Below are 20,102 nucleotides of genomic sequence, written 5' to 3' on the forward strand. Positions count from 1 at the left end.
CCGTTCTTCCCCACGATAATGTGGTCGTGCACCGCGATTCCCAGCGGTTTGGCGACGTCGATCACCGAGCGGGTCATCTGCACATCGGCTTGGGAGGGTGTCGGGTCGCCGGAGGGGTGGTTGTGCACCATGATGATCGCGGTGGCCGACAGTTCCAGCGCGCGCTTCACTACCTCGCGCGGATAGACCGGCGTGTGGTCGACGGTGCCGACCTGCTGCACTTCATCGGAGATCAACTGGTTGCGCTTGTCGAGGAACAGCACGCGAAACTGCTCCTTGTCGGCGAAGGCCATAGAGGTACGGCAATAGTCGATCACCGTCGCCCATGACGACAGCACGGTGCGCTGCTTCAGCTCGCCCCTGGCGACGCGGCTGGCTGCCGCGGCGATCAGCTTGATCTCGGTGATCGCGGCTTCGCCGAGGCCGGCGACTTCGCGCAACCGCGCATCCGGCGCATGGACCGCTTCGGCAAACGAGCCGAACTTGCCGATCAGGGATTTCGCCAGCGGCTTGACGTCGCGCCGCGGCAGGGCGCGGAACAGCACCATTTCCATCAGCTCGTAGTCGCTCAGCGCATTCGCGCCGGCGTCGCGGAAGCGCTCGCGCAGCCGCTCGCGATGGCCGTGATAATGCGGCGCCTCGCTCAGGCCGGATGGGTAGGGATCGTTGGCATCTGCGGGCATGGACGCACACTTCAATTCAGGATGGCCGCGAGCATGCCGCGCCCAGCGGGTTTTGCAACCATGAATTGTCGCGAGTCGAAAAGCAGCCCCGAAGCGAAGCTGGCCGGATCAGGCCGCCGTCGGCGGCTTTTCGTTGTGCCGCTTCGACAGCGTGAAGATCTCGACGCCGGTGGCAGTGACGCCGACGGTGTGCTCGAACTGCGCTGACAACGAACGGTCACGGGTCACCGCGGTCCAGCCGTCGGACAGCACCTTCACATGCGGCTTGCCGAGATTGATCATCGGCTCGATGGTGAAGATCATGCCGGGCTTCAGCGGTACGCCCTCGCCGGGGCGGCCGACATGAATGATGTTCGGCTCGTCGTGGAACAGCCGGCCGACGCCGTGGCCGCAGAAATCGCGCACCACGCTCATCTGCTGCGGCTCCACGAAACTCTGGATGGCGTGGCCGATATCGCCGGTGGTGGCACCAGGCTTCACCGCGGCGATGCCGCGCATCAGCGATTCATAGGTGACGTCGATCAGCCGTTCGGCCTTCCGGGCGATCGGTCCGACGGCGTACATGCGGCTGGAATCGCCGTACCAACCATCGACGATGAAGGTGACATCGACATTGACGATGTCGCCTTCTTTCAGCGCGCGGTCGCCGGGCATGCCATGGCAGACCACGTGGTTGATGGAGATGCAGCTCGAATAACGGTAGCCGCGATACATCAGGGTGGCGGGGAAGGCGCCGTGGCTGAAGCCGAAATCGCGGACGAAATCGTCGATCGCCGAGGTCAAAACGCCCGGCTTCACCAGATCGGTAAGTTCGTCGAGGCACAGCGACGTCAGCGCGCCGGCCTTGCGCATGGCGGCAAAGGCGCCGGGGCCGTGCAGCTTGATCTGCCCGGTCTTGCGCTGGGAGGCTTCGGAGGCTTCGACGTAGCTCATTGGGTAATCTTGCCAGGCGGGATCGTGTGACGGGAATATGTAATGAAGGCTCAACTTAATCGCTGGGGCGCGTAGCGCAAGCCAGAGCTGCCGCGCTGGGGGCTCATGGCTCGTTATGGCTCGATCGGCACCGGGCCGGCCAGAATAAGGCCATCCTGTCGGATTTCGCAGGTATAGGCGATCGCCTCGACGCCGGCTGCGCGGGCGGTATCGAAGGCCCGCCCGTAGGCCGGATCGATGTCCCGGGCCAGCGCGAAGCGGCTGGAAGAGCCGATCTGGATCACAAACAGCATCACGGCGCGGGCGCCCGCCTTCGCCACGGTGGCCAGTTCCTCCAGATGCCGGGCGCCGCGCGCGGTCACAGAATCCGGGAATTCGGCCAGTCCGAGCCAGCGCATCATGTGCACGTTCTTGACCTCGACATAGCAGGGGGGCCGCGCCTGATCCTCGAGCAGGAAATCGACCCGCGAGGCCGCGCCATATTTCACCTCGCGGCGGACGCCGGCGTAGCCGGCCAGTTCCGGGATCGCCCGCGCCGCCAGCGCCTCGGCGACGATGGCGTTGGGGTGCATGGTGTTGACGCCGACCAACTCAGGGCCATTGCCGAAATCGGCCTCGATCAGCTCCCAGGAATAAGGCAGTTTTCGCGCCAGGTTCGGCGACTTCGACAACCAGACCCGCGCTCCGGCCGTCTGCAGCCCGATCATGGCGCCGGGATTGGCGACATGGACGGTGATGACACTGCCATCGGACAATTCGACGTCGGCGAGGAACCGCTTGTAGCGCCGCAGCAGCGTCGCCGGGACCAGCTCGTCGGCAAATTTCACAGCGTGCCGGGGACTTCGACAACCGTGGATTCCACCGGCAACGCGCCGCCGCGAATCCGCAATTCACGCACCGGGTAGGGCACTTTGATGCCTTCGCGCTTGAAGGCGTCCCATAGCGCCAGCATCACGTCGCTTTTCACGGCATCCATGCCATCCGGCGAGTCGATCCAGAACGTCAGCGCGAACTTCATGCCGGCATCGGCGAATTCAGTGAGCAGGCAGTTCGGCGGCTTCGCCAGGCTGGCGCGCGGCGAGGCCGCGGCGACTTCGATCGCCAGCTTGCAGACCAGCCGCGGATCGGCGTCGTAGTTGGTGCCGAAATTGACCTTCACCAGCGTGTCCTTGTCGGTGTAGGTCCAGTTCACCACCTTCTGGGTGATCAGGTCCTCGTTCGGGATCAGGAATTCGCGGCCATCGCCGGCAGCGACGGAGATGTAGCGCGTGTTCATCGCGCTGATGCGGCCGGAACTGTCGCCGATGGTGACAAGGTCACCGGGCTTTACCGATTTGTCGGCCAGCAGGATCACGCCGCTGATGAAATTGGCGACGATCTTCTGCAGGCCAAAACCGATGCCGACGCCGACCGCGCCGGAAAACACTGCCAGCGCCGACAGGTTGATACCCACCGCGCCCATCACCAGCGCGACGGCGAACACCATCAGCAGCAGCCGCACCAGCTTGATCAGCAGCACCTGGATCGATGGCGTCAGGTCATGGGTCTGCCGGATGCGGCCCTCGAGGAAATTGCTGGCGAGATTCGATAGCCACAGCGCCACAGCCAGTAGCACGCCGAGCTTGATCAGCAGCAGCGGCGTCAGCCGGAGACCGCCGAGATCGATCCCGATCGAATCCAGCATCTCGATGGTCGGCTGCAACTGGCCGAGGATGCTCAGCGCGGCAACGAACCAGGCCGAGATCGACACCAGCCGGACGATGAATTCGTTGCGGATGACGCTGGTGACCAGCCGGATCACCAGCCAGGCCAGCGCCAGCTTGGCGGAAACGGCGAGAAGGTAGCTGCGGCTCGGCCATGTGGAATGCGACATCACGATGCGGGCGATGATCATGAGCACCGCGAAGGCCACGGTGGACGCGCTGGTGACCAGGATCCGCATCAACAGCCGCAGCGGTCCGGGCCAGCCCATGGCCTGCGATGTCATGTCGATCCGCGACCGTACGCCCGCGCCGATCGCGAAGGCAAAGCCGGCGCCGATCAGGATCACGCCGAACTGCAGATAGAACCATGGCGACGTCACTTCCGCCCCGAACGAGCGCGCGGTGGCGAGGGCGAGTTCGTAGGTGTCTTTCAATTCAAGCATCCGGACGTCTCGTTCTCGCGCTGGCGTCAAATTGATTCGAATGTGCGGTAGAATCACACAAGCGCCACCCGAGCGCCATCGATGGCCGGTGTTGAAATGTCAGCTTTTAACGGCAATCAGGCCAAATGCAGCTACGGGCAAAAATCGGTTGGCCTCGCGGGGAGGCGACGATAGAGATGCAGTTGCAAGTATTTATCACTGCGGAGTCTCATGGCCTCACTTGATTCAGTCAGCATCGCCATCCTTCTTGGCGCCGTTCTGGTGATGGCCGGCATCCTGTCGAGCTTGCTTGCTCTGCGCTTCGGCGCCCCCTTGCTGTTGTTCTTTCTGTTTATCGGCATGCTGGCCGGCGAGTCCGGGCCCGGTGGGGTCCGTTTCGACGATGTCCACACCACCTATCTGGTCGGCTCGGTCGCGCTGGCGCTGATCCTGTTCGATGGCGGGCTGAAAACACGCTTTCAGAGCATCCGCGCCGTGCTGGCGCCCTCCATGGTGCTGGCCACCGCCGGCGTGCTGCTGACCGCGCTGATCACCGCGCCGGTGGCCAAATATGCCCTCGGCCTGGAGTGGACCGAGGCGATGCTGATCGGCGCCGTGGTGGCTTCGACCGACGCGGCGGCGGTGTTTCTGCTGGTGCATGCGCAGGGGCTACGGCTGCGGCCGCGCGTTGGCGCGACGCTGGAAGTGGAATCCGGCACCAACGATCCGTTCGCAGTGTTTCTCACCTTGATGCTGGTGAAGCTGCTCGCGCTCGGCGGCAGCTCAGCCGGCCATGTGGTGATGGAATTCATCCAGGAAGTGGTGCTGGGCACGCTGATCGGCGTGGTCGGCGGCCGGCTGGTGGTGCTGCTGCTCAACCGGGTCGCGCTGCCGCAAGGGCTGCACGCGCCGTTCGTCTGCACCGCGGCGCTGGTGATCTTCGGACTGGCGCAGATGTTTCACGCCTCCGGCTTCCTCGCGGTCTATCTTGCCGGCATCGTCATCGGTAATCGGCCGACCCGCGCGCACAATTCGGTGGTGGCGTTCCTCGACGCCGCCACCTGGCTGGCGCAGATCGTGATGTTCGTGCTGCTCGGCCTGCTGGTGTCGCCGCAGCGCCTGGTCGGCAGCATTCTTCCCGCGGTCGCGGTGGCATTCGTATTGATGCTGGTGGCGCGACCGATCGCCGTCTTCCTGTGCCTGGCGCCGTTCCGCTTCAACTGGCGCGAGAAGGCCTTTGTCGCCTGGGTCGGCCTGCGTGGTGCGGTGGCGATCTTCCTGGCCTCGATCCCGATGCTGGTCGGGCTGCCCAAGGCCTATCTGTATTTCGACGTCGCCTTCGTCGTCGTCATCATCTCGCTGCTGCTGCAGGGCTGGACGCTGGCCTTCGCCGCGCGAAAGCTGCACGTCGCGCTGCCGCGCACCGACAAGGGCCCGCGCCGCATCGAGCTCGACTTGCCGGGCCAGCTCGAGCAGCAGCTGGTGGGCTATTCGGTGCGGCCGAAAAGCCTGTATCTGAAGCGCGGGCTGATCCCGTCGTGGTCGAAGCCGACGCTGGTGATCCGCAACCAGCGCATCCTGTCGCCTGCCGAGGCCGACCCGGTCGCCGCCGGCGACTACCTCTATCTGCTGGCGCCGCCGGAGAAGGCCGAGTCGCTCGATCGTTTTTTCGTCGATATGCCGCCCAGCACGGCGCCGGATCCGCATCTGCTCGGCGATTTCGTGGTGTCCGGCGAGATCACGTTGGGTGACCTCGCGGCGATCTACGGCATCGCCGTCGATCCGGACGAAGCAACGCTGACGCTGGCGGATTATTTCGACGTCCACCTCGATCACGCGCCGACGGTGGGGGCCGCGCTGCCGGTCGACTCCATCGACCTGGTGGCGCGCAGCCTCGGCGGCGGCCGCGTGAACGTCGTCGGCCTGCGTCTGCCCGAAGATGAAGATGCGGCGCCGCCGAAGCTGACGCGAAAGCAGTTTGCCAGGCGCAAGCTGTTGAAGGTGTGGAAGTCGTTGTCGGGCGCCTGAGGATATGGCTTCTCCACGAGAGGTACGGCCTCTCCACGAGTCGTCCCCGCGAATGCGGGGACCCATACCCTCAGGCTTCAAAATAAGAACGCCACTGCTCGCGGCGTTTTAGCCCGAGATCGCGGCGTGTATGGGTCCCCGCGTTCGCAGGGACGACGCCGAGATTGAGGGGCAAGATGAGCTAAACACTTCGGCCGTTATGACGCCTGCGGCAACACCTCGACCCCGCCGAATGCCGCGACACGGCCGCGTTTCAGCATCACCACGCTGGTCGCCAGTTGCCGCATCTCGTCGGCGTCGTGGCTGACATAGACCATCGGAATATCGGCCTCGTCGCGCAGCCGTACCAGATAGGGCAGGATCTCCGCCTTGCGTTTGTCATCGAGCGCGCCGAGGGGCTCGTCGAGCAGCAGTAGCCGCGGCCGCGACAGCAGCGCACGCCCCAGTGCCACGCGCTGGCGCTCGCCACCGGACAGCCCGCCGGGCCGCCGCGCCAGCAGGTCGCCGATGTCGAGCAGATCCGTCATGCGGGTTTCCTGCACGGGATCGCGATCGAGCCGGTTCATCCGCCGGCCGTAATCGAGATTCTGCGCCACGTTGAGATGCGGAAACAGCCGCGCGTCCTGGAAGACATAGCCGATCCGGCGGCGATGGGCCGGCACGTGGACGCCGGCTGCGGTATCGTCGAGCACGTCACCATCGATGGCGATGACGCCGCGGTCGGGTTTCACCAGACCGGCGATCATCGACACCAGCGACGTCTTGCCGGCGCCGGAGGTGCCAAACAGGCCGGTGACGCGACCCTCGCTGGTGAAAGCGACATCGACCGCGAACTCGCCGAGCTTCTTGAACACGTCAACGCGCAGCACGATCAATTCCCATGCAAGCGTTGCGTCGCGCGGCGCGCGAACCACTCCGAAGCGATCAGCGCCGCGATGGCGATGCTGATGGAGATGATCACCAGCCGCAACGCGGCGGTGTCGCCATCCGGCGTCTGGATCAGCGAATAGATCGCCGAGGAGATCGTCTGGGTCTCGCCGGGAATGTTGGAGACGAAGGTGATGGTGGCGCCGAACTCGCCGATCGCCTTGGCAAAACCGAGGACCATGCCAGCCAGTACGCCGGGCATCGCCAGCGGCAGCGTCACGGTGGCGAAGACTTTCCACGGCGACGCGCCGAGCGTGCCCGCGGCCTGTTCGAGCTTGCGGTCCACTGCCTCGATGGACAGCCGGATCGGCCGCACCAGCAGGGGAAACGACATCACGCCGCAGGCCAGCGCCGCGCCGGTCCAGCGGAACGCGAATACGATGCCGAGATGCTCGGCCAGCCAGCCGCCGACCAGCCCGCGCTTGCCCAGCGTTAGCAGCAGCAGATAGCCGGTGACCACCGGCGGCAGCACCAGCGGCAGATAGATGATGGCATCGACGATCGGCTTGCCCCAGAAGTCACGCCGCGCCAGCAGCCAGGCGACGCCGATGCCGATCGGCGTCGAGATCAGCGTGGCGATAACGGCGACCCGGATCGAGAGCAGGATCGCCGTCCATTCGGTGGGAGTGATGTCGAACACGTTGTCAGGTCGTCGGGCTGACCAGGAAGCTGAAGCCGTACTTCTCAAGGATGGTCTTCGATGCGGTGGTCTTCAGGAAGGCGAGGTAGTCGGCGGCTTCCGTCCTGGCGGTCGCGGTCGCGGCGACCGGATAGATGATCGCCGGGTGCGAGTCGGCCGGAAACGTGCCGACGATCTTGACGCCTGGGTCGATCCTGGCGTCGGTGGCGTAGACGATGCCGAGCGGCGCCTCACCGCGCGACACCAGCGTCAAGGCGGCGCGAACGCTTTCAGCCATGGCGAATTTGGGCTCCGCCGCGGTCCAGCTACCGAGCTTTTCCAGCGCGGCCTTGGCGTATTTGCCGACCGGTACGGATTTCACGTCGCCGGTGGCGATCTTGCCGTCGCCGGCCAGAGTGGCGAGATCGAAGCCCTGGCCGATCTTGACGTTGTCGAGCTTGGAATCCTTGGCGGCGATCAGCACAATGCTGTTGCCGAGCAGATTGACCCGGGTCGGCTCGGCGATGTTCTTCTTGGAGATCGCATAGTCCATCCAGTCGGTGTCGGCGGAGACGAACACGTCGGCCGGCGCGCCCTGTTCGATCTGCTTGGCGAGCACCGAACTGGCGGCGTAGCTGGCGGTGACCTTGACGCCGGTCTTGGCGGTGTAGGCGGCGTTGATGTCGTCGAGCGCGTTCTTCATCGACGCGGCGGCGAACACCGTCAGGCTCTTGTCCTGCGCGAGAGCGGGCGAAAAGGTCGATCCGAGCAGGATCGTGAAAGCGGCGAAAATTCCGGCAAGGGGAGTCATAAGACGATTCATCTGGCGCTCCATGCGTGTTCGCGGCGCAAAGCGCGCGCAAATCAGGCGTTGGTTGGATGTGGGTGCGACAGGCGGAAGCGCCGTTCCGGCAATCCCGGGGACTTACGGTCCGTCTGGGATATCGCAGGACAACACTATCAGGCTGATCAAGGGGGTAAAGACCCCGTCGTGTCTACTCGGAGGGTAACACGGCCATGTTGATGCTGTTCTCCGGCGCGCCGCTGACCTGGATCACGAACGGGCCGGCGGCAAGATCGTACTTCATGGTCTTGCGAATGCCGGCGCAATCGGTCGCGCCGCTGAACTCCATCGGCTTCAGGATCTCGCCGTCCTGCACCACGTCGATCCACGCGCCAGCCGACAGGCTGATCGTGTAGGTGCCGGCCTTCGGTGCTTTCTGGAAGCGCGCAAAGCCTGCAAATGTGCCGTCTTTCGGCTTGCGTTCGGGCGGCGAGGGCAGCTTGGCGTCCGCGGGCGATTTGAGGGTCAGCGTTACGCTGATCGGCACCGGGATCTCAGCCCCAGACGCGATCTCGGCGCGGGTCGGCGCGGTCAGCGCGGCGCGCTCGCGGTCGATCGGCCACTTGAACTTGTCGCAGCCGCTCGGCTCGGCGGCGAACGCGGGCGCCGCGCCGAGCAACGTCAATGCGACGATCAGACGCGTGCGCATGGTCAGTCCACCGCGATCATGACGTCGGAAGCCTTGATCACCACGATGGCCTGGCCGCCGGCCTTGAGGCCGAGCTCATCGACGGCCTCGTTGGTGATCGAGGAGGTTACGACTTGGCCGCCGATATCGACGCGAACGTGTGACGTGGTCGCGCCCTTGGTCACTTCGAGGATCGTGCCCTTGATCTGGTTGCGTGCACTGATGCGCATGATGGTTCTCGCAAGGTAGAGCAGCGCGCGGCGATGCGCGCACCGGCTGACAGATGCCAAAATGGGACGTCGGGACCATCGTCGCCGCGGATGTCGTTCGCTTGCGGCGTGACGACACGCTACCTTAGCGCATTTGGCGACCGCAGGAATAGCCGTTCAGCGAGAAGCGATCACGGCGCCGTCAGCACCTGACGGCATGCCGCCGGCAGTTCGGCAAGGGTCATCGGCGGCTTCGGTTTCGGCGGGACCAGTGGCGGCTTGGGATGCAGCACGGCGTCGCTGAACCAGTATTTGAAATCGCCGGCGCTGCAGCCCTCGCCATCTGCCGGGGGTGGCTGCGACTCGCATTCGGTGGCGCCGAGCGGGCACTTGATACGAATGTGGAAGTGGTAGTCGTGGCCGTACATCGGCCGCACCTTGGACAGCCAGCTACGGTCGCCCTTGGCCTCGCGGCACAGCGCCTTCTTGATGGCGGCGTTGACGAAGATGCGTTCGACGCTGGATTCCTGCGCCGCGGCGCGGATCACCGGCAGGTGGCTTGGCGTCCACACGGTAGGATCGATGTCGAGCCGGTCGCGGCGCACCATCATCACCGCCGACATGTCCTCGCGCTCGTTGCGCGACAACTGGCGGTTCGGCATCGGCGTCAGCCAGATGTCGGCGTCGAGCCCGACCTGATGGCTGGCATGGCCGGTGATCATCGGGCCGCCGCGCGGCTGCGACATGTCGCCGACCAGGAGGCCGGGCCAGCCCGCGACCTTGTTGGCCTTGGCGGACAGCCGCTCCAGCAGTTCGACCATCTGCGGATGCGCCCAGTTCCGATTGCGCGACAGCCGCATCACCTGCCAGGTCGGGCCGTTGATCGGCAACGCCTCGGCACCGGCAATGCAGCCCTTGGCGTAGAAGCCGATCACCTCGGTCGCGGTGCGTGACGGCAACGTCTTGCGGCCGAACAGCTCCTTGGCGCCGATATGCGGATCATTGGGATTGGCCAGCGCTGGCAATGGCTTCGGATCGACGCTGCCCTTGTCCTGCGCCATGGCGGCAGAAGCAATCGAGGCGAGCAGCAGAGCAGGAATCAGGCACGGTTTCATGGAGGCCAATCGTAGCGGAAGTCCCTGATCATTTCAGCCGCGCATCGTTAACGCTTCGCTAACCATACCGCCCACTGACGCTATTTTTGGCGGCGCTGTGCTATCTCTTCAAGGAAGCCGCGGCCATTGATGTTTCTGGTAGCGTTTTCAGTCGTTTGCACCATCGTTTCAAATGATGTTAGCAATTGATTAACGTTGATTTCGCGGCCGTTGCCTGCGCGTTAGGCAGTGTTTGTGTACAACCGTACGCTGATCGCTGGTATTCGGCTCCATCCAATGAGGCGGTGACACCCTTTTTTCAGACACTTCTTGCAGAACAGTCCACACGCAGAATGCCAGTGGAAATGTAATGCCGAAATTCCGGCCCGCCGCGAAGAAAAAGCCAAGGCCCCGGGCCGATCATCCGTTGCGGCTTGGCCGCTCGATGAAAGCTGTGCCGAAACTGGTGCCGCAAGGCCGTCGAGTCTCCAGCGAGATCGGCGAAATCGTGCGCCAGCGCGCCCAGGCCGAGGCGGCCATCGCCGACGCCCGCAAATCCCACGAACGGCTGCGCGAGGCGATCGACATCCTGCCGCAGGGCATCGTATTTCTCGATGCCGACGGCCGCTACATCCTCTGGAACAAGAAGTATGCGGAAATCTACAACCGCAGCTCGGATCTGTTTGAGCCGGGCGCGCGGTTGCAGGACACGATCCGCGTTGGCGTCGAGCGCGGCGACTATCCGGAAGCGATGGGCCGCGAGGATGAGTGGATCGCCGAGCGGGTGACCAAGCTGTTTCATCCCGGCCAGCGTCACGAGCAGGTGCTTGCCGATGGCCGCGTGATCCTGATCGAGGAACGGCTGACCGAAGACGGCGGCGTGATCGGCCTGCGCGTCGATATCACCGAGCTGAAGCAGCGCGAGGCTTCATTTCGGCTATTGTTCGACGCCAATCCGGTGCCGATGATCGTCTGCGCCCTCGACGACGAGCGCGTGCTGAGCGTCAACGACGCTGCAGTGGAGCACTATGGCTACACCCGTGCCGAGTTCGAGAAACTGACCATTCGCCATCTACAGGCGTTCGAATCCGAGCCGCCCTGGGTCGGCGACCACAGCAGCGACGAGCAGGCGGCGCGAACCTGGAAGCACGTCAAGGCCGACGGTTCGCTGATCGACCTGGCGATCTACTCGCGCCACATGACCTATGGCGAACAGCCCGCGGTGATGCTCGCGCTGATGGACATCACCGAGCGCAAGCGCGCCGAGATGCGGCTGGCCTTCATGGCTCACCACGACGGCCTCACCGGGCTGCCGAACCGCAATTTGCTGCGGCAGCGGCTCGATGAAATTCTCGCGCATTCCCGCCGCAATGGCGAGAAGGTCGGCGTGCTGTTCGTCGGCCTCGACAATTTCAAGGGCGTCAACGACACGCTCGGCCACGGCATCGGCGACAAGCTGCTGCGCGGCGTGGCGCGGCGGTTGCGCTCGTCGCTGCGCGAGGAAGACGCCATCGCGCGGCTCAACTCCGACGAATTCGCCATCATCCAGACCGGCGTCAGCCGGCCCGAGGAAGTAGTGCTGCTGGCGCGCCGGTTGCTGGAGGCGATCGGCGAGCCCTATCTGCTCGACGGCCATTCGGTGGTGATCGGGGCCAGCATCGGCATTGCCATGGCGCCCGGCGACGGCGACGATTCAGAGCGCCTCCTGAAGAACGCCGACATGGCGCTGTCGCGTGCCAAGAACGATTCCCGCGGCACTTTCAGCTTCTTTGAAGCCGGCATGGACGCCCGCGCCCAGAGCCGTCGCAAGATCGAGATCGAGTTGCGCGCGGCAATCCAGGACGATCTGCTGCGGCCGTATTATCAGCCGCTGATTGATCTCAGGACCGGCCGCATCACCGGCTTCGAGGCGCTGGTACGCTGGCCGCATCCGGAGCGCGGCATGATCTCGCCAGCGGAGTTCATTCCGGTCGCCGAGGACACCGGCCTGATCAACGCCCTGGGCACCCAGATCCTGCGCCGCGCCTGCATGGAAGCCGCGCGGTGGCCCGACGAAGTCCACGTCGCGGTCAATCTCTCGCCGCTCCAGTTCCGCGTTGGCAATCTGCTGTCCGTGGTGATGGACGCGCTGAAGCAATCCGGCCTGCCGCCGCGGCGGCTCGAACTGGAGATCACCGAAACCCTGCTGCTGGAAAAAAGTACCCAGGTGCTGGCAACGCTGCATGCGCTGCGCGCGCTGGGCGTGCGGATCTCGATGGACGATTTCGGCACCGGCTACTCATCGCTGAGCTATTTGCGCAGTTTTCCGTTCGACAAGATCAAGATCGACCAGTCCTTTGTGCGCGACCTCGGCGGCAATCGCGACGCCCAGGCGATCGTGCGCTCGATCATCAGCCTCGGCATCGGCCTCGGCGTCACCATCACCGCCGAAGGCGTCGAGACCGAAGCCGAACTGGCCTGTCTTCGCGCCGAGGGCTGCCATGAGGCGCAGGGGTTCCTGTTCAGCAAGGCGCGACCGAATGACGAGATCATCGAACTGCTGCGCGCGCAGGTGATCGCCGATCCCGACGATGAGATCTCGGTGCGCGCACAAGTGGCGTGAGAGCGTTCCCCGGACGCGATGCAATACGAAGTATTGCTTCGCAGATCCGGGGCCCCGGTTTTTATGCTGGTAAGTAACTGCGAAAGAAGAAACCGGGATCCCGGATCTGTGGAGCGGCATAAGAATGCCGCACCGCGTCCGGGAAACGAGAGTAGAGTTACGTGCAGGGTCTGGAACCCGCTACTTCACATACTGACAACCGCCGTCCTTCATCGGGCGAAATGCCTGGTCGCCCGGCACTTCGGCGAGCACCTTGTAGTAATCCCACGGCGCCTTGGACTCTTCCGGCTTCTTGACCTCGAGCAGGAACATGCTGTGCACCATGCGGCCGTCCTCGCGCAGCACGCCGTTGTCGGTGAAGGCGTCGCGCACCGGCGTCTCGCGCATCTTCGCCAGTACCGGCTTGGTCGCGCGCGTGCCCGCGGCCTTGACGGCGTTGAGATAATGCAGCATCGCGCTGTAGGTCGCGGCTTGGTTCATGGTCGGCATCCGCTTCATCTTGTCGTGGAACTTTTTGCCGAAGGCGCGGGTGCGGTCATTGAGGTCCCAGTAATAGGCCTCGGTGATGATCAGGCCCTGCGCCATCTTCAGCCCCAGGCTGTGGATGTCGGAGATGAACATCACGATCCCGGCCAGCTTCTGCCCGCCGGCGACGATGCCGAATTCGGAAGCCTGCTTGATGGCGTTGATGGTGTCGCCGCCGCCATTGGCGAGGCCGACGATCTTGGCCTTCGACGCTTGCGCCTGCAGCAGGAACGAGGAGAAGTCCGCGGTGTTGAGCGGATGCTTCGATGAGCCGACCACCTTGCCGCCGGCCGCGCGCACCACGTCGCCGGTGTCGCGCTCGATCGAATGGCCGAATAGATAATCGGCCGTGATGAAGTACCACGAATCGCCGCCCTGTTTGACGATGGCGCTGCCGACTGTGTGGGCATTGCCATAGGTGTCGTAGGTCCAGTGCGCGGTATAGGGCGAGCAGGATTTTCCGGTAATGTCGGAGCTGGCGGCATCCGTCACGATCATGATCTTCTCGAACTGCTTCGACATTTCCATGCCGGCCAGCGCGGTCGCCGAGGTTGGCATGTCGATGATCATATCGACGTTCTCGGCTTCGTACCATTTGCGGGTGATTGTGGCCGCCACGTCGGCCTTGTTCAGCGCGTCGGCGGTCACCACCTCGATCGGCTTGCCGAACATCTGGCCGCCAAATTCTTCGATCGCGATCCGGGCCGCCTCAACATTACCCTGGCCGCCGATGTCGGAATAGACCGAGGCGAAGTCGGCGAGGATGCCGATCTTGAGCGGCAGCGTGGATTGCTGCGCGCGCGCCTCGGCGCCCAGTAACAGCGAAATAGCCAACGTCGTCGCCGCCAACCCGCGGTGCGAAATCATCCCGTCCTCCCCCTGTTCACGCGCCGTTTTCGGCGTCGCAAGCGCAGCATGGTTCGGCGCGGCGGGGCAGGCAAGCGCATTGGATGCTGCAGTGCGCTGGTCGCGTCAGCATTCGCTTCATCGGGAGCGCAAAAGAGCCTTCATTGCATATTGCCGGAATGGAGCGACGGGAGGCGCCGGGCAGGTCCTTGTAAAGCGGGCATTGCGGGGCGCGCACCACCCTGTGATTGCGCCACCGATTTTGCCCAATTCGCAGGCATGCTCCGGTAAAAGCTCGCCAGCGGGCCGGGTTCCGGCGCCCGTCAAATGCGGCTATGATTTCCCGACAGGGACACAGGATCAGGATTTCAGTTTTGCCAGATCAATCAATGCCAGCGAAATTCCAGCCCCAGAACGTCCCGGTCGACGAATTGGCACTGGCTGAAATCAAGAGCGCCATCCTCGTCAAGCTGACGCTGGCGATCGGCAAGGATGCCGCGATGGCGACGCGGCATGACTGGTACAAGGCTGCCGCGCTGGCGCTGCGCGACCGCATGGTGCACCGCTGGCTGCTGTCCGAGAAGGAGAGCTACGACGCCGGTCGCAAGCGGGTCTATTACCTCTCGCTCGAATTCCTGATCGGCCGGCTGTTCACTGACGCGCTCAACAATATGGGTCTGCTGCCGCTGTTTGACGCCGCACTGGGCGATCTCGGCGTCGGCCTCGACGACCTCCGCAAGTGCGAGCCGGACGCGGCGCTCGGCAATGGCGGTCTCGGCCGCCTCGCCGCCTGTTTCATGGAGAGCATGGCGACGCTGGCGATCCCGGCCTTCGGCTACGGCATCCGCTACGATTTTGGGCTGTTCCGACAGATCATTTCCCATGGCTGGCAGCAGGAATACCCCGACGAGTGGCTGGGCTTCGGCAACCCCTGGGAATTGCAGCGGCCGGAAGTGATGTATCACGTCCATTTTGGCGGCAGCCTCGAGACCGTCGAGGACGGCAAGGGCCGCAAGAGCCTAATCTGGCATCCCGGCGAGACGGTGGAAGCGGTTGCCTACGACACACCGATCGTCGGCTGGCGCGGCCAGCACGTGAACGCGCTACGGCTGTGGTCGGCGCGTGCGCCGGATCCGCTCAAGCTCGACGTCTTCAACACCGGCGACTATCTCGGCGCCAGCGCCGAGCAGGCCCGCGCCGAAGCGATCTGCAAATTCCTCTATCCCAACGACGAAAGTGCGGCGGGTCGCGAACTGCGGTTGCGACAGGAGTATTTCTTCGTCTCCGCATCGCTGCAGGATCTGGTGAAGCGGCATTTGGCGTCGGACGGCCAGTTGCGCGGCCTCGCTACGAAGGCCGCGGTGCAGATGAACGACACCCATCCGAGCCTGGCGATCGCCGAACTGATGCGGATCCTGGTCGATCAGCACAACATGCGCTGGGACGCTGCCTGGCAGATCACCTGCGCGACGCTATCCTACACCAACCACACGCTGTTGCCCGAGGCGCTGGAGACCTGGCCGGTCGAGCTGTTCCAGCGGCTGCTGCCGCGGCATCTCGAGATCATCTACCGCATCAACGAGGCGCATCTCGACCGCGCCGATGCCACCCGCCCCGGCGACACGGCCTACCGGGCCTCGGTGTCGATCATCGACGAGGGTGCCGGCCGGCGCGTCCGCATGGGCAATCTGGCCTTCGTCGGCTCGCATCGCATCAACGGCGTCTCGGCGATGCATTCCGAGCTGATGAAGGAGACCGTGTTCCACGATCTCAACGCGCTGTACCCCGGCCGCATCACCAACAAGACCAATGGCATCACCTTCCGGCGCTGGCTGATGCTGGCGAATCCCAAGCTCACCGACCTGCTGCGCGCGACCTGCGGCGAAGCGGTGCTCGACGATCCCACCCGGCTCGTGCGACTCGAAGCCTTTGCTGGCGATGCTTCGTTCCAGCAGCAATTCGGCAAGGTGAAGCTGCACAACAAGGTCGCGCTGGCGCGGGTGATCGGTGAGAAGATCGGCGTGCAGGCCGATCCCACGGCGCTGTTCGACGTGCAGATCAAGCGTATCCATGAATACAAGCGACAACTGCTCAACCTGCTGGAGACCGTGGCGCTGTATCAGGCCATCAAGGATGAGCCGGGCAAGGACTGGGTACCGCGGGTCAAGATTTTCGCCGGCAAGGCGGCGGCGAGCTATCGCTATGCCAAGCTGATCATCAAGCTGATCAACGACGTCGCCGACGTCGTCAACAACGACATGACGATCGGCGACAAGCTGAAGGTCGCCTTCCTGCCGGACTACAATGTCAGCCTTGCGGAGATCATCATTCCCGCCGCCGACCTGTCCGAGCAGATTTCCACCGCCGGCATGGAGGCCTCCGGCACCGGCAACATGAAGCTGTCGCTGAACGGCGCGCTGACCATAGGCACGCTGGACGGCGCCAATATCGAGATCCGCGACAATGTCGGCCCGGAGAACATCGCGATCTTCGGCATGGACGCCGCCGAGGTGGTGGCGCGCCGCGCCCGCGGGCTAGACGCGTCCGATGTGATTTCGAAGTCGCCGAATCTCGGCCGCGCCATCACAGCGATCGAGCGCGGCGATTTTTCGCCCGACGATCCCGGCCGCTTCCAGTCGATCGGCCACGCGCTGCGCCATCTCGACCACTACGTGGTGTCGGCCGATTTCGATTCCTATTATGACGCCCAGCGCGGCATCGACGCGCGCTGGCAGGTGCCCTCGGCCTGGAGCCGCGCCAGCATCCTCAACGTCGCGCGCATGGCGTGGTTCTCTTCCGACCGCACCATCCGCGAATACGCCGAGGATATCTGGGACGTCCCGGTGGCCGGCGAACCGCCGTCGTCACTGGCGCTGCCGACCCAGCGCAAGGTGACGTGAGCGCGGCAAAGCCGCGCCGCACACTCAACGGTCATCGCCGGGCCTGACCGGGCGATTTGTCGCTGGCGGTGTGCTCACGTCTCTTGCGTTGCCGTTCCGGTGACAAGGCTGGTACTGCTGGTGACGGGATCGGTCACCGCGGTCTTGACCGTCGCCTTGCCGGCGCCGGACAGTGTGAACTTGCTGTCGCCGACCCGGAATGAATTGTCCTTGATCAGCACACTCTGGTATTTCATGGTGGTGCCGCTCTGGTACTTCACCTGGGCGCGAAAGCCGGTGACATTGGAGATCGCGAACTTGAAGGTCTCGCCGCTCGAATAGGTGCCATCCCAGTTGCCGTTATAGCTGGCGGCATCGACGTTGGTGTAGGGCGTATTCGACGGCGTAGCCAGCGCCGAGGCGGTATAGCCCGACGCCAGAATGCTCATGATATCGGCCATGCCGCTGCGCTCCGCAAAGTTTCGGTTGCTGCAGTAGGGAGGCGTGGCGTTAATCGAAAGTTGCACGATGTGTCGGGATATTGCTGACGGGCAGCAGGACACACAACGACACAAAAAAAGGGCGGCTCGATGAGCCGCCCTTTTTATCGCAAACAAATTAGCGCTACTCCGCTGCCATCTTCGCTTCCGGCGCCGCGGCGCGGACATCCGCATCCACCTGCGCTTCGAACTTGGCAAAGTTCTTCTGGAACATGCCAATCAGTTTTCGCGCGGTGGTATCGAACTCGGCCTTGTCGGCCCAGGTGTTGACGGGATCGAGGATCTCCGGGGGCACGCCGGGCAGGGCCGTCGGCACCGCGAAGCCGAAATACTTGTCGGTGCGGAATTCGACGTTGCGCAGACTGCCGTCGAGGGCTGCGGTGAGCAGCGCGCGCGTCACCTTGATCGGCATTCGGGTGCCGACGCCGTACTTGCCGCCGGTCCAGCCGGTGTTGACCAGCCAGCAATCGACATTGTGCTTGGCGATCAGGTCGCGCAGCATGTTGCCATACACCGACGGATCGAGCGGCAGGAACGGCGAGCCGAAGCAGGTGGAGAATTCCGGCACGGGATCGGAGCCGAGACCGCGTTCGGTACCGGCCACCTTGGCGGTGTAGCCGGACAGGAAGTGATACATCGCCTGCGCCGGCGTCAGCTTGGCAATCGGCGGCATCACGCCAAAGGCGTCGGCGGCGAGCATCACCACGTTCTTCGGCTGCGGCGCGCGACCGGTGCGCGAGGCGTTGGGGATGAAGTCGAGCGGATAGGCCGAGCGGGTGTTTTCGGTTTTCGAGCCGTCGTCGAAATCCGGCACGCGGGTGTTCTTGTCGAGCACCACATTCTCCAGCACCGCGCCGAAGCGCTTGCTGGCGGCGTAGATCGCGGGCTCCGCCTCTCCCGACAGCTTGATGGTCTTGGCGTAGCAGCCACCTTCGAAGTTGAAAATGCCGTCGCGGCCCCAGCCGTGTTCGTCGTCGCCGATCAGCGTGCGTTTTGGGTCCGCGGACAACGTGGTCTTGCCGGTGCCGGACAGGCCGAAGAAGATCGCGCTGTCGCCGTCGGGACCGACATTGGCCGAACAATGCATCGGCAGCACGCCCTTGGCAGGCAGGTAGTAGTTCAGCGTGGTGAATACGCTCTTCTTCATCTCGCCGGCATAATAAGACCCGCCGATCAGGACGATCTTGCGGGCGAAATCGATGGCTACGACGTTTTCCGATTTGCAGCCGTGACGTTTCGGATCGGCGCGGAAGCTCGGCAGGTCGATGATGGTGAGCTCCGGCACGAAGTCCGTCAGCGCGGCGGCTTCCGGACGGATCAGCAGCGTGCGGATGAACAGCGAGTGCCAGGCGAGCTCGGTGAAGACGCGGGTCTTGATCGCGAAGGTCGGGTCGGCGCCGCCGTAGAGATCCTGCGCAAACAGCTCCATGCCTTCGGCGTGCTTTTTGAAATCGACATATAGCGCCTCGAACTGTTCCGACGTGATGGACTGGTTGCCGGCCCACCACATGTTCTCGGTGGAGGCGTCGCGAACGGTATACTTGTCCTTCGGGCTGCGGCCGGTGAAATCGCCGGTGTCGGCGCACAGCGCGCCATCGGCGGAGAGCTCGGCCTCGCCGACGCGCAACGCGTGCTCATAAAGCTGCGGAGCGCCGAGATTCCAGTTTACCGCCTTGAGATTGGTCAGTCCGAATTTGTCGGCGCCATAGGCCCCGTTGCGTACGCCGGTTTCCTGCACGAAGAACTCCTCCTTAAGTCCGCGGACATCCTCAGTGGGACTGCTGACAGTCCCATGCCCGCCGCGGTAGATTCCAATATAGCCCGTCGGGCCTCCGTCGCGCGACGTATTAGTGGCGAACGCGGGCACGGACAAGGCAGAGCTGTCATATTTGGTTATCGCGTTACCGCCTTGATCCCGCTCAATTCCCGGCCGCCCGCGCCTGCTCGGCCAGGTAGCGCAACACCTGCCGCAGCGCAGCAGGGGTGGCGATCCGTCGCGGGAAATCCAGCCGCACCACCAATGAGCCGGCCTGCAGGTCGAGGCCATCGGGGTCGCAGCCGGTGCAGCGCCAGTCGCCGGCCGGAGCGCCGAGCAGCTTCGTGGCATAGAGGCCCAGCGCGTCCCGGTGGTCGGCATTCATATGGGCAACCGCCTCCGCTTCGGCCCCGAGCACCGCTTCGGCGTCGGTCAGGTCGGTCAGAAATTGCTCGGGGGCGAGATCGACGATCCGGCCGAAGCCCGCGACCAGGTGCGCGGCCTTGGGCGCGATCCGGAAAAATGCAAAATCATTAAAGTTCACAAACACTTCCGCTGTGGGATGGACGCTGAGATAGCGCTGCCGCAGATGGGCGGTCTGGTCATCGCCGGCTAGCTCGGCCAGCCCGGCCAGCATGATCCGGGCACCCTCAAGCGGGTCGCCGGGCGCACGTTCGTCGAGCATCAGTGATACCCGGGGATCGGCGAGGATATTGCGGGTGTGCAGCGCCAGCCGTGAAATCAGCAGGACCGGCGAGCCATCGGGCGCACTGGCCAGATTGACGAGAGAGCAATAGGGATCGCCGTTCCCCGCCATCAGCGTTGCCAGCGCGCCCTGCCGGCTTCGCCGCAGCAACGAGCGGGCGACCCGGGAAGGATCGAAATTAGGGGTCGGCTGCATCGG

Annotated in this window: 17 protein-coding genes; 3 read left to right on the plus strand and 14 right to left on the minus strand. The window is 64.2% G+C overall.

Annotated features, from left to right (window positions below):
- The 4 genes from radC to JWR89_RS06705 form a co-directional block, all read right to left on the minus strand.
- The coding region (radC, locus tag JWR89_RS06690) for a DNA repair protein RadC (protein WP_299713385.1) at positions 1-683 on the minus strand (683 nt) is incomplete at its 3' end.
- Positions 684-791: 108 nt separating this feature from the next.
- On the minus strand, positions 792-1,616 hold the full coding sequence (gene map, locus JWR89_RS06695) for a type I methionyl aminopeptidase (RefSeq protein ID WP_299713388.1): 825 nt from the start codon (positions 1,614-1,616) through the stop codon (positions 792-794).
- Between the two features lie 113 nt (positions 1,617-1,729).
- Entirely contained in the window at positions 1,730-2,443 is a 714-nt protein-coding gene (sfsA, locus tag JWR89_RS06700; protein ID WP_299713391.1) for a DNA/RNA nuclease SfsA, read from the minus strand.
- Positions 2,440-3,762: a mechanosensitive ion channel domain-containing protein gene (locus JWR89_RS06705; RefSeq protein WP_299713394.1), complete on the minus strand. Its 1,323-nt coding sequence runs from the start codon at positions 3,760-3,762 to the stop codon at positions 2,440-2,442. The genes sfsA and JWR89_RS06705 overlap by 4 nt, the downstream gene beginning before the upstream one ends.
- A gap of 210 nt (positions 3,763-3,972) precedes the next feature.
- Between JWR89_RS06705 and JWR89_RS06710 the strand changes: the two genes are divergently transcribed.
- Positions 3,973-5,769: a potassium/proton antiporter gene (locus JWR89_RS06710; protein ID WP_299713397.1), complete on the plus strand. Its 1,797-nt coding sequence runs from the start codon at positions 3,973-3,975 to the stop codon at positions 5,767-5,769.
- A gap of 197 nt (positions 5,770-5,966) precedes the next feature.
- On the opposite strand, the gene modC is transcribed toward JWR89_RS06710, so the two are convergent.
- The 6 genes from modC to mepA form a co-directional block, all read right to left on the minus strand.
- On the minus strand, positions 5,967-6,638 hold the full coding sequence (modC, locus tag JWR89_RS06715; protein ID WP_299713400.1) for a molybdenum ABC transporter ATP-binding protein: 672 nt from the start codon (positions 6,636-6,638) through the stop codon (positions 5,967-5,969).
- Positions 6,639-6,640: 2 nt separating this feature from the next.
- Positions 6,641-7,336, minus strand: a complete 696-nt coding sequence (gene modB, locus JWR89_RS06720) for a molybdate ABC transporter permease subunit (RefSeq protein WP_299713403.1) — start codon at positions 7,334-7,336, stop codon at positions 6,641-6,643.
- A 4-nt stretch (positions 7,337-7,340) separates the two neighbouring features.
- Positions 7,341-8,126, minus strand: coding sequence for a molybdate ABC transporter substrate-binding protein (modA, locus tag JWR89_RS06725; protein WP_299713546.1), 786 nt, complete (start codon positions 8,124-8,126; stop codon positions 7,341-7,343).
- Between the two features lie 184 nt (positions 8,127-8,310).
- On the minus strand, positions 8,311-8,808 hold the full coding sequence (locus JWR89_RS06730; protein WP_299713406.1) for a hypothetical protein: 498 nt from the start codon (positions 8,806-8,808) through the stop codon (positions 8,311-8,313).
- A gap of 2 nt (positions 8,809-8,810) precedes the next feature.
- Positions 8,811-9,017, minus strand: a complete 207-nt coding sequence (locus tag JWR89_RS06735) for a TOBE domain-containing protein (RefSeq protein ID WP_299713409.1) — start codon at positions 9,015-9,017, stop codon at positions 8,811-8,813.
- Positions 9,018-9,187: 170 nt separating this feature from the next.
- Complete coding sequence (mepA, locus tag JWR89_RS06740; protein ID WP_299713412.1) at positions 9,188-10,111, minus strand: penicillin-insensitive murein endopeptidase; 924 nt, start codon at positions 10,109-10,111, stop codon at positions 9,188-9,190.
- Positions 10,112-10,460: 349 nt separating this feature from the next.
- Here mepA and JWR89_RS06745 point away from each other — a divergent pair, with 349 nt between their 5' ends.
- Positions 10,461-12,692, plus strand: coding sequence for an EAL domain-containing protein (locus JWR89_RS06745; protein WP_299713414.1), 2,232 nt, complete (start codon positions 10,461-10,463; stop codon positions 12,690-12,692).
- A 180-nt stretch (positions 12,693-12,872) separates the two neighbouring features.
- Here JWR89_RS06745 and JWR89_RS06750 read toward each other — a convergent pair whose 3' ends face one another.
- Positions 12,873-14,084, minus strand: a complete 1,212-nt coding sequence (locus tag JWR89_RS06750; RefSeq protein WP_299713416.1) for an ABC transporter substrate-binding protein — start codon at positions 14,082-14,084, stop codon at positions 12,873-12,875.
- Between the two features lie 368 nt (positions 14,085-14,452).
- Between JWR89_RS06750 and JWR89_RS06755 the strand changes: the two genes are divergently transcribed.
- Positions 14,453-16,963 (plus strand): glycogen/starch/alpha-glucan phosphorylase, encoded by a 2,511-nt coding sequence (locus tag JWR89_RS06755; RefSeq protein ID WP_299713419.1) that lies wholly within the window; start codon positions 14,453-14,455, stop codon positions 16,961-16,963.
- Between the two features lie 74 nt (positions 16,964-17,037).
- Here JWR89_RS06755 and JWR89_RS06760 read toward each other — a convergent pair whose 3' ends face one another.
- The 3 genes from JWR89_RS06760 to JWR89_RS06770 form a co-directional block, all read right to left on the minus strand.
- Positions 17,038-17,403, minus strand: a complete 366-nt coding sequence (locus JWR89_RS06760) for a hypothetical protein (protein ID WP_299713421.1) — start codon at positions 17,401-17,403, stop codon at positions 17,038-17,040.
- Positions 17,404-17,566: 163 nt separating this feature from the next.
- Positions 17,567-19,180 carry a phosphoenolpyruvate carboxykinase gene (locus JWR89_RS06765; RefSeq protein ID WP_299713424.1) on the minus strand — a complete coding sequence of 538 codons (1,614 nt, stop codon included), beginning with the start codon at positions 19,178-19,180 and terminating at the stop codon, positions 17,567-17,569.
- A gap of 181 nt (positions 19,181-19,361) precedes the next feature.
- Positions 19,362-20,099 carry a DUF2470 domain-containing protein gene (locus JWR89_RS06770; RefSeq protein WP_299713427.1) on the minus strand — a complete coding sequence of 246 codons (738 nt, stop codon included), beginning with the start codon at positions 20,097-20,099 and terminating at the stop codon, positions 19,362-19,364.
- Positions 20,100-20,102: the final 3 nt, after the last annotated feature.

Source organism: Tardiphaga sp. (genome assembly GCF_028290785.1).
Taxonomy (GTDB): domain Bacteria; phylum Pseudomonadota; class Alphaproteobacteria; order Rhizobiales; family Xanthobacteraceae; genus Tardiphaga.

Bases quoted from the DNA above. Each gene is read 5' to 3' on its own strand.
- map (WP_299713388.1), bottom strand. From the start codon at position 1,616: ATGAGCTACGTCGAAGCCTCCGAAGCCTCCCAGCGCAAGACCGGGCAG.
- JWR89_RS06705 (WP_299713394.1), bottom strand. From the start codon at position 3,762: ATGCTTGAATTGAAAGACACCTACGAACTCGCCCTCGCCACCGCGCGC.
- JWR89_RS06710 (WP_299713397.1), top strand. From the start codon at position 3,973: ATGGCCTCACTTGATTCAGTCAGCATCGCCATCCTTCTTGGCGCCGTT.
- modA (WP_299713546.1), bottom strand. From the start codon at position 8,126: ATGACTCCCCTTGCCGGAATTTTCGCCGCTTTCACGATCCTGCTCGGA.
- JWR89_RS06730 (WP_299713406.1), bottom strand. From the start codon at position 8,808: ATGCGCACGCGTCTGATCGTCGCATTGACGTTGCTCGGCGCGGCGCCC.
- JWR89_RS06735 (WP_299713409.1), bottom strand. From the start codon at position 9,017: ATGCGCATCAGTGCACGCAACCAGATCAAGGGCACGATCCTCGAAGTG.
- mepA (WP_299713412.1), bottom strand. From the start codon at position 10,111: ATGAAACCGTGCCTGATTCCTGCTCTGCTGCTCGCCTCGATTGCTTCT.
- JWR89_RS06745 (WP_299713414.1), top strand. From the start codon at position 10,461: ATGCCGAAATTCCGGCCCGCCGCGAAGAAAAAGCCAAGGCCCCGGGCC.
- JWR89_RS06750 (WP_299713416.1), bottom strand. From the start codon at position 14,084: ATGATTTCGCACCGCGGGTTGGCGGCGACGACGTTGGCTATTTCGCTG.
- JWR89_RS06755 (WP_299713419.1), top strand. From the start codon at position 14,453: ATGCCAGCGAAATTCCAGCCCCAGAACGTCCCGGTCGACGAATTGGCA.
- JWR89_RS06760 (WP_299713421.1), bottom strand. From the start codon at position 17,403: ATGGCCGATATCATGAGCATTCTGGCGTCGGGCTATACCGCCTCGGCG.
- JWR89_RS06770 (WP_299713427.1), bottom strand. From the start codon at position 20,099: ATGCAGCCGACCCCTAATTTCGATCCTTCCCGGGTCGCCCGCTCGTTG.